Source organism: Sulfitobacter pacificus (assembly GCF_030159975.1).
GTDB lineage: Bacteria > Pseudomonadota > Alphaproteobacteria > Rhodobacterales > Rhodobacteraceae > Sulfitobacter > Sulfitobacter pacificus.
In genome coordinates, this window is sequence record NZ_BSNL01000001.1 from 1,050,640 (window position 1) to 1,065,777 (window position 15,138).

Genomic DNA, 15,138 nt, shown 5'->3' on the forward strand with positions numbered 1-15,138 from the left:
GACCGAGTATAGATTTATGCAGCTGGTTTTGCAGACAGGCGCCCATTTTACCGAGCAGGAAAGACTGATTAAATCAGTCCTGCGCAACAAGGAAAGCTTTGCCCAGCGTGGTGTTGTGGTCCCGGGCCCCAACAGTTATCGCGGGCTGGTGCGCGAGACGTTAAATGCCATGCGCAAAACCCCGGCCTCGCCGCAGGCACGTGAGGTATTGCTGGATGTTATGCTGGATGGCTCACCTGCTGACCGCTTGATCCTGTCGGATGCGAATTTCTTCCGTACTGCGGGCACGGCGATACAAGAGGGGATTCTCTACCCCGCAGCGGCGGCAAGGATGGCGCATATGGCGGCGCTGTTCCCGGATGACGAGATCGAGATGTATCTGGCTGTGCGCAATCCGGCCACATTTATCCCCATCATTTATGACCATGCCATTGATCAATCGCCAGCGGCCTTCTGGGGCGGGCGTCATCCGCAGGATCTGCGCTGGTCCGACACCATTGCCGACATCCGCGAGGCTGCACCGAATATTGCCATCACTGTCTGGTGCAGCGAAGACACACCGTTGATCTGGTCCCAGATCATTCGTGAACTTGGCGGGATCGATCATCACGAAAAGATTGTTGGCGGTTTTGATCTGCTGTCCACAATCATGTCGAAAGAGGGGATGGAACGGCTGCGCAGCTACATGCATCTGCATCAGGACATTACCGAAATTCAGAAGCGCCGGGTGATCACAGCCTTCCTCGATAAATTCGCGCTGGATGATGAGATTGAAGAAGAGCTGGACATGCCAGAGTGGACTGACACGCTGGTGGATGAACTGACAGAGCTTTATGACGAGGACATGCAGACGGTAGAGCGGATGGACGGCGTGCGTATCATCGCACCTTGAGGGCAAGACTTATCCAAGCCTGCCTCTGGACCCTGTTTTGCATTGGTTCAGCTCTGCCCGTCGCTAAACGCAGTCACTCATTCACTTAGGGCAGGGCGATTCCGAGTCGGGCTTGGGATTCTCGTTCAGGCGGACATCTGTGCGGCCACCTTTGGGGCAAGCTCGATGATCACATCAAAAGCGGTGGCAATATCCTCAGCGGTACAGCTCCATGATCCCGCTTGAAAACGGATCACCAGATCCCCGTCGACACGGGTTTGCGTCAGGTAAATCCGCCCGTCGGCATTGATCGCATTGACCAGCTGTTGGTTCAAAGCGTCAAGATCTGCCACACCGTCCGGTGCATAGCGGAAGCTGAACAAGGACAGCATCGGTTCGGTCACAATCTCGAAATCTGCAGTCTCTGCCAAAAGACCTGCCAGACCTTTCGCCCATTTCACGTGATTGCGGATCATGCCGCGCAGCCCGTCAAGCCCATGGGCCCGCAGCAGGAACCAGAGTTTCAGTGCGCGAAACCGGCGGCCCAGTGGCACAGACCATTCGGAATAGTTGATGATCCCGCCATCTGCGCCGTCGGATTTCAGATATTCCGGCTGGATCGCCAGTGTTCTCACCAAAGACGTCGGGTCGCGCAGGAAATGTGTGGTGCAATCAAACTGCGCCCCCAGCCATTTATGCGGGTTCAGCACGACGCTATCCGCGCGTGCGACACCGGCCCAGATGTCCTGAAATTCGGGGCAGATCATGGCGGCACCGGCCCATGCGGCATCCACATGGGTGTATAGCCCTTCACTTTCGGCAATATCCATCACTGCGGCAATGTTATCGGTTGCACCCACGCCAGTACCGCCGACACAGGTGATGATGCCCGCCGGAAGATGTCCAGCGGCCCGATCAGCGGTGATGGCCGCTTGCAGGGCGGTGACATCCATTGCCCGTGATGGTCCGGTTACGGGGATGCGCACAAGATTGGCCTCTCCAATGCCCGCAATCCAGATGGCGCGGTCAATCGAGGTATGGACCTCACCGCTGGCATAGATCCGCAGGCGGGGTTGCCCACTCAGGCCCGCGCGGTTGCCTGCCCAGTCCAGCGCCCGTTCGCGCATGGTCAACACCGCACAGAGGGTTGCGGTACTGGCGCTGTCCTGAATCACGCCGGAAAACCCATCGGGCAGGCCAACCGCCTGCCGCATCCAGTCACAGGTGCGGGTTTCAAGCTCTGTCGCCGCAGGGGAGGTTTGCCAAAGCATGCATTGCGCGGCAATTGCAGTGACATAGCTTTCCGCCAGCACAGAGACCGGCGCAGCATTTGCCGGAAAATAGGCAAAGAAACGCGGATGCTGCCAATGGGTCATGCCCGGCATGATCTTATGTTCAAGGTCGTTCAGAATGGCATCAATGGTTTCGGGCTGTTCCGGTGCGCTTGGCGGCAGCTGTGCGATGATATCACCCGGTTTGGTCTGGGCCCGCACAGGCCGTTCGCGCAGGCCAGCATGATAGTCAGCAGCCCAATCGGCAGCGTCCTTGCCTCGGGTGCGAAAATCTTCCCAATCCATGCTGTGTTCCTTTTACCACTAAGATTTGCCTAAATATTAGTTAATGTGTTAAGCAATATCGGGAGAGCTGTCAATTGACTGTGCCTCTGCATCGATCATGGCTCCGGGCAGTCAGAGGTGCGGCATTCGGGCTGTTGATTGTCCTGAAGAAGAACAAACAGCAAGGGCGTGGTTTACAGGATCACCTGTGGCTCTGGGCGGCCTTGGGCGATGTCACGGACGATAAATGTGGCCCCGTTCATCGTATCCTTTGGCAAGCCCTCAGATGCGGATGTCAGGTAAAGATCCCGCAGTGCTGGGCCCCCGAATGCAGGGCAAGTGGGCTGGCGTGCAGGCACCGCTGTTCGGCGCAATTCCGATCCGTCGGGGGCGAAACAGATGACACATGCCGCACCCCAGATCGCAACCCACAGGTTGCCATCCACATCGGTCACCGCGCCATCAGGGTTCAGCCGTGTTGCACTAAGATCCACAAAAACTTCTGGCGTGCCCATGGGCCACCCATCACCGGCATTCAGCGGCTGGCGGATGATCTTTTGCGTGACAGTATCAGTGTAATAGGCGCAGCTTTGATCCGGGGCAAAACAGAGCGCATTGCTTATGGTGACGTCGCTGACCAGTTTGCGCAGCTCACCACGATACAATCGATAGATCGCCCCGGCCTTGGGTTCCGCCCCTTTGCCCATCGTCCCGATCCAGAAACCGCCCCAAGGGTCGGCACGTCCGTCATTGGAACGGGTGAGGGGGTTATCAGCCTCCAACGGGCAAATCCGGGTCTTGTCACCCGTCGGGATGTCAAAGCGCCACAATGCGGTTTCCGAGGCGAGCAAAAGCGTGTCCTCATCCACCCAGCCCGCCGCAGAGAAATGCGAGTCAAATTGCCATGTGCGCGCAATCTTCCCGTCGCGCGCCAGCAGGCGTTTGCCCGGAATATCGAACCAGAAAAGCATGCCCCGCGTCGGATGCCACAGCGGCCCTTCGCCCAAGCCACAGAGACGCGGATCGAAAACGCTCATCCGAGGGCGGTACGATAGGCGGCAACAATGGCGGTGGCTCTTTCACCCACCTCTGTGGCGTTGAGCCCCGGTTTATAAAGCGCAGAGCCCAAGCCGAAGCCATCCGCAGAGGCGGCGATCCAGTCGCCAAAGTTCTCCGGGCCCGCGCCGCCCACCGCATAGACCAGCGTGCCCTTGGGAAGGATTGCCCGCATGGCGGACAGACCGGTTGGCCCCGCCATGGCCCCGGGGAAAAGTTTCAGCCCGTCCGCACCGGCATCAAGTGCGGCATATGCCTCGGTGGGGGTGAAGACGCCGGGCCAGCTTTGCAGATCAAGCGCCTTGGTGGCTTGAATGACTTCTGTGTTGCAATTGGGTGAAACGATGATCTGCCCGCCAGCCTGTGCCACAGCGTTGACATCCGCGACAGACAAGACCGTGCCGGCACCGACAATGGCCGTATCCCCCAGATGTCGGGACAGGGCGGCGATGCTTTGCAGGGGGTCGGGGGAATTCAACGGCACCTCGATGGTCGTAATGCCCGCGTTGACCAGCGCGGTGCCGATGGCAGGGGCTTCAGCGGGGGTGATGCCGCGCAGGATGGCGATCAAGGGCAGAGTCATCGGGCATCTCTCCAGGTGCGATAGGCGGCGGTCAGCCCCGCAAGCGTCATGCGTTCCGCATCCGCGATGGTGGCCGGTGCCCCTTGGGTTTGCAGGGCGCGGGCATAGGGGGTGGCGGCACCTTCTGCTCCGATGATGGCAATGTTTGTCCCCAGCCAATAGGGGCGGGCGGCGGCCAGTTCAGCCCCGATCAGCAGCCCGGACAGCCGTGCACGCCCTATGGCAGGAGATGTCCCATCCAATAGATCATCGGCGCGGATGGCAAACAGTCGGGCGGCCAGTTTTTCTGGTTTGCTCAACGCCTCTTCGACAGTGAAATCAAAGGTCGGCTGATCCCAATTGTCAGCGGTGACCGAATGACGCAGCACCGATTGACCCGCCAGCAGGGCAAACAGCTCGCCGCTCATGTAGGTCTGGAAACTGACCACTTCGCCTGCCGATACCTGAACCCATTTCGTATGGGTGCCGGGCAGGCAGATCACCCCGTCCCATTCCGGGTTCAGCGCAAGGAAACCGGCAATCTGGGTTTCTTCGCCGCGCATCACATCTGATGGGGTGGTCTGGCGCAGACCCGCAATGATTTGCAGGTTGAATTTTTCACTCGGGGCAGGAGTGGTGCCCTGGGCCAAAGGCGAGCAGGGCACGGGGTGATAGGGGGCTTCGACCCAACCCTGACGCGATCCAACCATGCCGCAGGCGATGATCGGGGTGCGCGCGGTGACATTCCAGACGCCCAGCAGTTCCGCCAGCGCCGGTTCGAACCCGTCGCGTATCAATCCGCCCGCACCATCGGCCGATTGCACATTGGCCTCGGCCCGCCCGTCCTTCATCGCCCACGCGCGCAGGTTGCTGCTGCCCCAGTCCAGTGCAATCCAATCCGGTGTTATGCTCATCCTGTCACCACCACGCCGCCATCCACGACCATACATTGCCCGGTCATCATCCGGCTGCTGTCTGATGCCAGAAACAACGTTGCATCCACAAGGTCTTGCGGGGTCAGATGGGTTTTGAGGCATTGTTTCTCAAGATGCGCGGCCAATGCCTCCGGGGTGGCCCATGTGGCGCGCTGTTTTTCGGTCAATACCCATCCCGGTGCCAATGCGTTCACCCTGATCCCATCCGGTCCGAACTCCCGCGCCAATCCACGGCTCAATGCGGTGATTGCACCATTTGCCGCCATATAGGCCGGATAGCCCGCTTGCCCCATCATATAGCTGATTGAACTGAAATTCACGATTGCGCCGCTCCCTTTGGTTTGCATTCCCTGCATCACAGCCTGTGCGGCAAAGAAATATGCCTTGAGGTTGATGGCCTGCAATTGGTCCCAGACCTCCGGTGTCAGCTCGGCTGTGCTATGACGCGCATCATTTGCGGCATTGTTGACCAGCACGTCAATGGGGCCATGGACCGTGGCCGCCTGTGCGATGGCTTCTTGCAGCCGCCTCGTATCGGTGATGTCGCCTTGCAGGAACAGCGGTGCGGCGCCGTGTTTCTCTGCCATCTGTGCCATAAAATCGCTGGCGTCAGAGCGCCCGATAAAGGCAACCTGTGCCCCCTGCGCCATGAAACCATCCGCCAGCGCCGCCCCGATCCCGGCACCACCGCCAGTGATAAAAATGGATTTACCTGCAAGATCGTGGAAAGTCGCGGTTCGGGTCATGCAGAAATGTCCTCTCAGACGCAAAATTTGGGTGCTTTCCAGTTTTAGGGTGGTCTTAGTGGCACCTCAGGCAGGGGCCAGCCATGGCGCGTGAGCATATCAGCCTAAGGGTGGCAGGGGCGTCTTTCAACATATGGTTTGACCAACACAGACCCACAGTTGATTTACAGCTTCCGGTGTCATCTAATCCCGCCAGGACCCTTGGGTGCGGATCATTTTCGATTTTCTTTTATGTATAAAATATTTTTACTTGAAGCAAAGCGAATTTGGCCATAGCCTGCTCCAGAGACTGCAGATTTGGGGGGAAGTTATGCGAGCGATTTGTCTGGGTGGCGGGCCTGCGGGGCTGTATTTCGGGATTTCGATGAAACTGCGTGATCCTGACGCAGAGGTGACGGTGCTTGAACGGAACAAGCCTGATGACACCTTTGGTTGGGGTGTTGTTCTCTCCGATGAAACGCTGGAAAACCTGCAAAGCAATGATCCGGTGTCAGCTGCGGAGATCCGCAAGAACTTTGCCTATTGGGACGATATGGCCCTGATTTACAAAGGCCAGAAAACTGTCAGCACCGGCCATGGGTTTTGTGGCATCGGGCGCAAGAAACTGCTTCAGATCCTACAGGCCCGTGCCCGCGAGTTGGGCGTGAACCTGCAATTTGAAACAGAGGTGCAGGCGGCGTCGACCTATATGGATGACTATGATCTGGTGGTTGCCTGTGACGGGTTGAATTCCAAAACCCGGCTGGAGTTTCAGGATACCTTCAAGCCCGACATTGACGTGCGTAGATGCCAGTTCATCTGGCTGGGCACCCATCAGAAGTTCAACGATGCCTTCACCTTTATCTTCGAGAAAACCGACAAGGGCTGGCTTTGGGTGCATGCCTATCAGTTTGACGATGATACAGCGACATTCATTGTGGAATGTAGCCAGCAGACCTTTGAAAATTACGGTTTTGGCGATTTGAGCCAACAGGAAACCATCGCGATTTGCGAAGAGGTGTTCAAGGATCATCTGGACGGCAACGCCTTGATGACAAACGCCAACCACATTCGCGGATCTGCCTGGATCAAGTTTCCGCGGGTCTTGTGCGAGACATGGCATCACAAGAATGTGGTTCTGTTGGGGGATGCCGCGGCAACGGCGCATTTCTCGATCGGGTCGGGGTCGAAACTGGCTTTGGAATCAGCGATTTCCTTGGCGGATCAAGTGGTGGCAGAACCGAATATCGCAGTAGCGGCCGAGAAATACGAAGCAGCACGCCGACTTGAAGTGTTGCGCTTGCAATCGGCTGCGCGCAACTCCCTGGAGTGGTTCGAGGATGTGGAACGCTATCTTGATCTGGATCCGGTGCAGCTGAATTATTCCATGCTGACACGATCACAGCGGATCAGTCATGAAAACCTGCGCGAACGCGACCCGGAATGGCTGGCCGGTGCCGAAAAATGGTTCATGCAACAGGCCGGCGGCAACACGGATGAACCTGTGCGCACCCCGATGTTCGCACCATTTCAGCTGCGCGATATGAAACTGGAGAACCGCATCGTTGTTTCGCCCATGGCGCAGTATAAAGCGGTTGATGGTGCGCCGACGGATTGGCATCTGATCCACTATGGCGAACGTGCCAAGGGGGGGGCGGGGCTGGTCTATACCGAGATGACCTGTGTCTCCGCTGATGGTCGCATCACGCCGGGTTGTCCGGGGCTTTATGCGCCGGAACATGAAGCGGCATGGCAGCGCCTGACCCGTTTTGTGCATGATGAAACGGATGCGAAAATCTGCTGTCAGATTGGCCATGCGGGGCGCAAGGGATCAACGCGCATCGGCTGGGAGGGCATGGACAAGCCGCTTTCTGCGGGCAATTGGCCAATCATTTCAGCCTCTGCGATTCCTTGGTCAGATGAGAACACAGTGCCGCAGGAAGCAAGCCGCGCAGATATGGACCAGATCCGCGATGCCTTTGTCGCTTCGGCGGAAATGGCGGAACGCGCGGGTTTTGACATGATCGAGCTGCACGCGGCGCATGGGTACTTCATCTCTTCGTTTATCTCGCCGCTGTCCAACACGCGCAGCGATGAATATGGCGGCAGTCTGGAAAATCGGATGCGCTATCCGCTGGAGGTTTTCGCCGCGATGCGGGCGGTCTGGCCCAAGGGCAAGCCGATGTCGGTGCGCATTTCTGCCAATGACTGGACCGGCGATGACGGGGTGACGCCGCAAGAGGCAGTGAAAATCGCGCAGATGTTTGAGGCGGCGGGCGCAGATATCATCGATGTCTCGGCAGGGCAGACTTCAACCGAAGGGCAGCCGGTCTATGGCCGCATGTTCCAGACCCCGTTTTCCGATCGCATCCGCAATGAGGCAGGGATCAAGACCATGGCCGTGGGCAACATCTATGAAGCCGATCACGTCAATTCGATCCTGATGGCGGGGCGCGCCGATCTGGTCTGTATCGGGCGTCCGCATCTGAGTGATCCATTCTGGACGCTGCGCGAGGCGACGATGATTGGGGATCGTCACGGGAAATGGCCCTTGCCCTATGCGGCAGGGCGCGATCAGATGTGGCGACTGGCCGACAAGGCTGCGGAAATGGAGAAAGTATGAGACAGGTTTTGGTAACCGGCGGCGGATCTGGCATCGGGCAGGCCGTGGCGCGTGATTTTGCGGCGATGGGGGACGCGGTCACCATTGCAGGGCGCCGGCTGGACGCGCTGGAAGAAACCAACGCAGGTGGCAAAATGCGGATGATGCAGGTGGATGTCACCGATGAGGCCTCTGTCAAAGCCCTGTTTGACCGACCTTATGACGTGGTGGTTGCCAATGCTGGTTCCGGTCACGCGATGCCGGTGACCAAGATGCCGGTAGAAGTGTGGAACGACACATTGGCGGTAAACCTGACTGGTGTTTTCCTGACCTTTCGCGCCGCCCTTGCGGAAATGCCAGCGGGTGGGCGTCTGATCGCCATGGCCTCGATTGCCAGTCTGAAGGGGGGGGCGAACCTAGCCGCCTATGCTGCGGCCAAACATGGGGTTTTGGGGCTGGTGCGCTCGCTTGCCATCGAAGTGGCTAAGACGGGCATCACTTGCAATGCGGTATGCCCCGGTTTTGTAGACACGGCCATGGCTGATGGTGCGGTGCGCAACGTCATGAAAATGATGGATATTGACCGCGAGAAGGCCGAAAAAATGGTGGTGTCGGGCAATCCGATGCGCCGGATGATCACCTGCGATGAAGTTGTGGCGGCGGTGCGGTTTCTGGCGTCAAAAGAGGCGTCGATGATCAACGGGCATGATCTGTCTGTTTCCGGTGGCGAGATATGACAGAGGCGAAGGATCGCCTACGCCTCTGGCTTCGGCTGCTGAAAACCGTGCGTGGCATTGAGAACGATCTGCGCGAGAAACTGCGGCGGGAGCATAAGACCACCTTGCCGCGGTTTGATGTCATGGCTGCTCTGTCACGCCATCCCCATGGATTGAAGATGAGCCAGCTCAGTGGTGTGTTGCGGGTGTCCAACGGCAATGTCACCGGCATTGCGGATCGGTTGAGTGACGAAGGGCTTGTTGAACGTCTCGCCGTGCCGGGGGACCGCCGCGCCATCGTCTTGCGGCTGACCGAGGCGGGTGTGGCAGAGTTCGAGACTCAGGCGCAGGCCCATGAAAACTGGATTAATGAAATGCTCAGCAGTGTCAGCCCCGAGGAAGCCCGCGCTATGGCGGCGCGTCTTCAGGCCTTTGCCAATGCCTCTGAGACCACCACAAAGGACAAGACCCATGCGCAGTGATGTGAAACATTTTTTATGCGAGATTGAAGATGGCATTGCCACCGTGCGGCTGGATCGGCCGGATCGTAAAAACCCGCTGACCTTTGACAGCTACGCCGAACTGCGCGACTGGTTCCGTGATCTGGTCTATGCTGATGACGTGGATGTGGTGGTCTTTGCATCAAATGGTGGCAACTTCAGTTCCGGTGGCGATGTGCATGATATCATTGGCCCTTTGACGCGGATGAACATGAAGGAGCTGTTGCGTTTCACCCGGATGACCGGGGATCTGGTCAAGGCGATTGTGAATTGCGGTAAGCCGGTGATTGCCGCCGTTGACGGGATTTGTGTCGGGGCCGGTGCGATCATCGCCATGGCATCTGACCTGCGCATTGCCACACCCGAGGCGAAAACGGCGTTCTTGTTCACCCGTGTAGGATTGGCCGGTTGCGACATGGGGGCTTGCGCCATCCTGCCGCGCATCATTGGTCAGACACGGGCGGCAGAGCTGCTTTATACGGGCAGGTCGATGTCTGCTGATGAAGGCGAACGCTGGGGCTTCTTCAACCGGTTGGTGTCATCAGCCGAACTGGACGCGGATGCGGTGAAACTGGCCAAGCAAATTCAGGCGGGGCCGAATTTCGCCCATATGATGACCAAGACCATGCTGGCGCAGGAATGGTCGATGTCGATTGAACAGGCGATTGAGGCGGAAGCGCAGGCACAGGCGATCTGCATGCAGACCGGCGATTTTGAACGGGCCTATAAGGCCTTTGTTGCAAAAGAGCGTCCGGTTTTTGAGGGGGATTGAACGTGGCAGGCTGCGGGAATGAGTTTAGAGGCAAGATGAAGCTGGGGGGCGCGATCCATGTCTGACCGGAGCTTTTTGACCTGGCCGTTTTTTGAAGAGCGGCATCGCGAACTGGCTGATGCGCTGGACGATTGGGCGGCGGCCAATCTGGCGGCTGTGGATCACAGCGATACGGATGCGGCTTGCCGATCCTTGGTGACGATGATGGGGGCCGGGGGCTGGCTGCGCCATTCAGGGGCTGAAGGCGATGAAAAGCTTGATGTGCGTTCGCTTTGCCTGATCCGCGAGACCTTGGCGCGTCATGACGGTTTGGCGGATTTTGCCTTTGCCATGCAGGGGCTTGGCACCGGGGCGATTTCGCTGTTCGGCACCCCGGAGCAGCAGGCGGAATGGTTGCCCAAGACGCGTGAAGGCGCTGCGATTTCGGCTTTCGCTTTGACGGAGCCGCAGTCGGGATCGGATGTCGCGAGTTCCACAATGACGGCGACGGCTGAGGGTAACGGCTTTGTGCTGGATGGGCATAAGACCTGGATTTCCAACGGTGGGATTGCGGATGTCTATACGGTATTTGCCCGCACCGGCGAAGCACCGGGGGCCAAGGGGTTGTCAGCCTTTGTGGTGCCTGCGGATACACCCGGATTGAAGGTTGAGGAGCGTTTGGAAGTGATCGCACCACATCCGCTGGCAACCTTGCATTTTGACGGGGTGAAACTGCCGGGATCGGCCTTGATCGGGGAGGCAGGCAAAGGGTTTGGCATTGCCATGTCGGTGCTGGATGTGTTCCGCTCTACCGTGGCGGCGGCGGCCCTGGGTTTTGCGCGCCGTGCTTTGGATGAGGCCATTACGCGGGTCACCACCCGCCATGTGCAGGGGGCACCTTTGGCGGATTTGCAAATGGTACAGGGGCATATCGCGGATATGGCGGTGGACGTTGATGCATCGGCCTTGCTGGTCTATCGCGCGGCCTGGGCCAAGGATTCTGGGGCTGCAAGGGTCACGCGAGAGGCTGCGATGGCGAAACTGTTTGCCACGGATCATGCACAGCAGGTCATTGACAAGGCGGTGCAATTGCATGGCGGTGATGGTGTGCGGCAAGGTCAGATGGTGGAAAGCCTGTATCGTGAAATCCGCGCCTTGCGAATTTACGAAGGGGCATCGGATGTGCAGCGGGTGGTGATTGCGCGCCAGACTTTGGGAGGAAGTTAGGATGTTGGATCGCTCGGGGCATGTGGATAGCTTTGCACGGGATAATCTGCCAGATCCGGCGGCATGGCCGGATCTGCTTCTGGAGGGGTTTACCTATCCTGAGCGGTTGAATGTCGGGGTCGAACTGACAGATAAGATGGTGGAAAAGGGGTTCGGGGATCGCACCGCGCTGATCGGCAACGGGCGGCGGCGGACCTATAAGGAACTGGCCGACTGGACCAACAAACTGGCCGCGGCGATGGTTGAAAACCTTGGCATCAAACCGGGCAATCGGGTGTTGATCCGGTCGGCCAATAACCCGGCCATGGTGGCCTGTTGGTTGGCAGCGACCAAGGCGGGGGCGGTGGTGGTGAACACCATGCCGATGCTGCGGGCGGGTGAATTGGGCGCGATTGTCGATAAGGCCGAGATCAGCCATGCGCTTTGTGATACGCGGCTGATGGATGAGATGACGGGCTGTGCCAAGACGTCAAAATTCCTCAAAACAGTTGTGGGATTTGACGGGACCAGCAACCATGACGCGGAACTGGACCGGCTGGCATTGGAAAAACCGGTGCAATTTGAGGCGGTAGATACTGCGCAGGATGATGTGGCGCTGTTGGGGTTTACCTCGGGTACAACGGGTGACCCGAAGGCGACAATGCACTTTCACCGCGATTTGCTGATCATTGCAGATGGCTATGGCCGCGAGATTTTGCAGGTCACGCCTGAGGATGTTTTTATCGGCTCGCCGCCCTTGGCCTTTACTTTTGGGCTGGGTGGGTTGGCGATTTTCCCACTGCGTTTTGGCGCCGCAGCGACCCTGTTGGAAGCTGCGAGCCCGCCCAATATGATCGAAATCATCGAGAAGTTTAAAGCCACCGTCTGTTTTACCGCCCCAACGGCCTATCGCGCGATGTTGCAGGCGATGGAGGAAGGTGCGGATCTGTCCTCGCTGCGTGCTGCGGTCAGCGCGGGCGAGACCTTGCCTGCCCCCGTCTATCACGATTGGGAGGCCAAGACCGGCAAGCCGATGCTGGACGGGATCGGGGCCACAGAGATGCTGCATATCTTTATCTCGAACCGGTTTGATGATCACAAGGCGGCCTGCACCGGCAAGCCCGTGACGGGGTATGAGGCAAAAATTGTGGACGCTGACGGGGTGGAAGTGCCACGTGGCGAAGTCGGACGGCTGGCTGTGCGCGGGCCAACGGGCTGTCGCTACCTCGCGGACAAACGGCAGGGTGTTTATGTGGAGGGGGGCTGGAACATCACTGGTGACAGTTTCTCGATGGATGAAGAGGGCTATCTGTATTTCGCGGCCCGCAACGACGATATGATCATCAGCTCGGGCTATAATATCGCAGGACCTGAAGTTGAGGCGGCGCTGCTGAGCCACCCAGCGGTCAGTGAATGCGGCGTGGTGGCGGCACCGGACGAGGCGCGCGGATCGGTTGTGCAGGCCCATATCGTTTTGGCAGATGGGTTTGTGGGGGATGCGACTTTGGTCAAAGCCCTGCAGGATCACGTCAAGGCAACCATCGCACCGTTCAAATACCCCCGCGACATCCGGTTTATTGATGCGTTGCCCAAGACAGCCACCGGCAAGATACAACGCTTTGCCTTGAGGGATCAGAAATGAGTGATTTTGACAAAGCCGCTGAGGGCGCAAAAATGGATTTCGCCAAGGATATGTCCTATGGCGACTATCTGGGACTGGATGCCATCCTGTCGTCACAGCATCCGCTAAGTGATGCTCATGACGAAATGCTTTTTATCGTGCAGCATCAGACCTCTGAGCTGTGGATGCGTCTGGCCATTCACGAGTTGCAGGAGGCGCGGCGTGTCATGCTGGGGGGGGGGCTGAAACCGGCGTTCAAGATGTTGACGCGGGTGGCCCGGATCTTTGAACAGTTGAATTCCGCCTGGGATGTGCTGCGTACCATGACGCCCAGTGAATATACCGCCTTTCGCCCTTCCTTGGGCAATTCATCGGGGTTTCAATCCCATCAATACCGGCTGGTGGAATATCTTTTGGGCAACCGCATCGGGGCGTTGATGGCGCTGCACAAACATAAACCTGTGGCCTATGGGGCGCTGAACGCAGAACTGGCGCAACCCAGCCTCTATCAGGTGGCCATTGATGTGACATGTGCCCGCATGGGCATGGACCCTTTGGCAGGTGCGCCAAGCGAAGGCGACTGGCAAGCCAGCCCTGCGGTGCAGGATATGTGGCAAAAGGTTTACCAAGACCCCAAGGCCCATTGGGAACTATATGAACTGGCCGAAAAACTGGTCGATCTAGAGGATTATTTCCGCCGTTGGCGGTTCAACCATGTCACAACCGTGGAACGGATCATTGGGTTCAAGCGTGGCACCGGGGGCACCTCTGGTGTGGCCTATTTGCGCAGCATGCTGGAGGTCGAGTTGTTTCCCGAATTATGGCAGGTCAGAGGAGTGCTTTGAATGGCAAATATATTGAGAAAAGAACAGTTTATCTTGCCGGACGGGGTGATCTATCTGGATGGTAACTCACTTGGGCCGATGCCCAGATCCGTGCCTGCGCGGCTGGCTGGTGTAATGAATGAAGAATGGGCGCAGATGTTGATCGGCGGCTGGAACAAGGCTGGCTGGATGGCGCAGCCCAGTCAGGTTGGCAGCGCCATTGCGGGTTTGATCGGCGCGGCGGCAGGATCGGTTGTGATGGGGGATACCCTGTCGGTCAAGGTCTATCAGGCACTGGCGGCGGGGGTGAAGATGCGCCCCGAGCGTCGCGTGATCCTCAGCGACAAGGGCAACTTTCCAAGTGACCTTTATATGGCCGAAGGTCTGGTTGGGTTGCTGGGGCAGGGGTATGAGCTGCGCACTGTGGCCCCCGAAGAAGTCGCAGGTGCCATCACCGATGAAATCGCGGTGGTGATGCTGACCGAAGTGGATTACCGCACCGGCCGTATGCATGACATGAAGGCATTGACCAAACTGGCCCATGATGCGGGTGCAGTGATGGTCTGGGATCTGGCGCATTCGGCAGGGGCGATTCCAGTGGATTTGGCGGCGTCCAATTGCGAATTCGCCGTTGGATGTACCTATAAATACCTCAATGGCGGCCCCGGTGCGCCAGCGTTTATCTATGTGCGCCCTGATCTGGCGGACAGCGCGGAACCGGCGCTAAGCGGCTGGCTGGGCCATGCCAACCCATTTGATTTTGATCTGCATTACGCCCCCGGCAAAGGCATTGAACGGATGCGTGTCGGCACGCCGCCGGTGTTGCAGATGGCCGCATTGGAAGAGGCGCTGAAGGTTTGGGATGGGGTTGATATGGCCGATCTGCGCATTGCCTCCCTTGCGCTGCAAGAGCAGTTTATCAAAGAGGTGGAGCAGGCCGTGCCACAGTTGGAACTGGCCAGCCCACGTGATGCGAATACGCGCGGTTCGCAGGTCTCGTTCCGGTTTGAACACGGTTATGCCGCGATGCAGGCGCTGATTGACCGCGGGGTGATTGGGGATTTCCGAGCACCCGATATCATGCGCTTTGGCTTCACGCCGCTGTATCTGGATGCTGCTGATGTGACGGCGGCGGTGGCTGTGATCAAGGATGTGATGGACAACGCGCTTTGGGATGACCCCAAATACAAGGTGCGCAGCCGTGTGACCTGAG

At 58.3% G+C, this 15,138-nt stretch carries 14 protein-coding genes; 9 read left to right on the forward strand and 5 right to left on the reverse strand.

Going from position 1 to position 15,138, the window contains the following annotated elements:
- Positions 1-16 precede the first annotated feature (16 nt).
- A complete protein-coding gene (locus QQL78_RS05310) occupies positions 17-892 on the forward strand; it encodes a hypothetical protein (protein ID WP_284371256.1) in 876 nt (291 codons plus the stop codon).
- A 125-nt stretch (positions 893-1,017) separates the two neighbouring features.
- Here QQL78_RS05310 and QQL78_RS05315 read toward each other — a convergent pair whose 3' ends face one another.
- From QQL78_RS05315 to QQL78_RS05335, 5 genes are all read right to left on the reverse strand, one after another.
- Positions 1,018-2,448, reverse strand: coding sequence for a pyridoxal phosphate-dependent decarboxylase family protein (locus QQL78_RS05315; RefSeq protein ID WP_284371258.1), 1,431 nt, complete (start codon positions 2,446-2,448; stop codon positions 1,018-1,020).
- A gap of 173 nt (positions 2,449-2,621) precedes the next feature.
- Positions 2,622-3,464: an SMP-30/gluconolactonase/LRE family protein gene (locus tag QQL78_RS05320; protein WP_284371260.1), complete on the reverse strand. Its 843-nt coding sequence runs from the start codon at positions 3,462-3,464 to the stop codon at positions 2,622-2,624.
- Entirely contained in the window at positions 3,461-4,066 is a 606-nt protein-coding gene (locus QQL78_RS05325) for a 2-dehydro-3-deoxy-6-phosphogalactonate aldolase (RefSeq protein ID WP_284371279.1), read from the reverse strand. The genes QQL78_RS05320 and QQL78_RS05325 overlap by 4 nt, the downstream gene beginning before the upstream one ends.
- On the reverse strand, positions 4,063-4,959 hold the full coding sequence (locus tag QQL78_RS05330; RefSeq protein ID WP_284371281.1) for a 2-dehydro-3-deoxygalactonokinase: 897 nt from the start codon (positions 4,957-4,959) through the stop codon (positions 4,063-4,065). Before QQL78_RS05330 ends, QQL78_RS05325 begins: the two co-directional genes overlap by 4 nt.
- A complete protein-coding gene (locus QQL78_RS05335) occupies positions 4,956-5,726 on the reverse strand; it encodes an SDR family NAD(P)-dependent oxidoreductase (protein ID WP_284371285.1) in 771 nt (256 codons plus the stop codon). Before QQL78_RS05335 ends, QQL78_RS05330 begins: the two co-directional genes overlap by 4 nt.
- A gap of 310 nt (positions 5,727-6,036) precedes the next feature.
- On the opposite strand from QQL78_RS05335, the gene QQL78_RS05340 reads away from it, so the two are divergent.
- The 8 genes from QQL78_RS05340 to kynU are packed head-to-tail and all read left to right on the forward strand — an operon-like array spanning position 6,037 to position 15,137.
- Complete coding sequence (locus QQL78_RS05340; RefSeq protein WP_284371287.1) at positions 6,037-8,328, forward strand: bifunctional salicylyl-CoA 5-hydroxylase/oxidoreductase; 2,292 nt, start codon at positions 6,037-6,039, stop codon at positions 8,326-8,328.
- Positions 8,325-9,044, forward strand: coding sequence for an SDR family NAD(P)-dependent oxidoreductase (locus QQL78_RS05345; RefSeq protein WP_284371289.1), 720 nt, complete (start codon positions 8,325-8,327; stop codon positions 9,042-9,044). The genes QQL78_RS05340 and QQL78_RS05345 overlap by 4 nt, the downstream gene beginning before the upstream one ends.
- Positions 9,041-9,505: a MarR family winged helix-turn-helix transcriptional regulator gene (locus QQL78_RS05350; protein WP_284371291.1), complete on the forward strand. Its 465-nt coding sequence runs from the start codon at positions 9,041-9,043 to the stop codon at positions 9,503-9,505. The genes QQL78_RS05345 and QQL78_RS05350 overlap by 4 nt, the downstream gene beginning before the upstream one ends.
- Positions 9,495-10,295: an enoyl-CoA hydratase family protein gene (locus QQL78_RS05355; protein WP_284371293.1), complete on the forward strand. Its 801-nt coding sequence runs from the start codon at positions 9,495-9,497 to the stop codon at positions 10,293-10,295. Before QQL78_RS05350 ends, QQL78_RS05355 begins: the two co-directional genes overlap by 11 nt.
- Positions 10,296-10,352: 57 nt before the next feature.
- Positions 10,353-11,501 (forward strand): acyl-CoA dehydrogenase family protein, encoded by a 1,149-nt coding sequence (locus QQL78_RS05360; protein WP_284371295.1) that lies wholly within the window; start codon positions 10,353-10,355, stop codon positions 11,499-11,501.
- Position 11,502: 1 nt separating this feature from the next.
- The gene (locus tag QQL78_RS05365) at positions 11,503-13,122 is read left to right on the forward strand and encodes an AMP-binding protein (RefSeq protein WP_284371297.1); all 1,620 of its coding nucleotides are present in this window, start codon (positions 11,503-11,505) and stop codon (positions 13,120-13,122) included.
- Positions 13,119-13,946, forward strand: a complete 828-nt coding sequence (locus QQL78_RS05370; RefSeq protein ID WP_284371298.1) for a tryptophan 2,3-dioxygenase — start codon at positions 13,119-13,121, stop codon at positions 13,944-13,946. The genes QQL78_RS05365 and QQL78_RS05370 overlap by 4 nt, the downstream gene beginning before the upstream one ends.
- Complete coding sequence (kynU, locus tag QQL78_RS05375) at positions 13,947-15,137, forward strand: kynureninase (protein WP_284371300.1); 1,191 nt, start codon at positions 13,947-13,949, stop codon at positions 15,135-15,137.
- Position 15,138 lies beyond the last annotated feature (1 nt).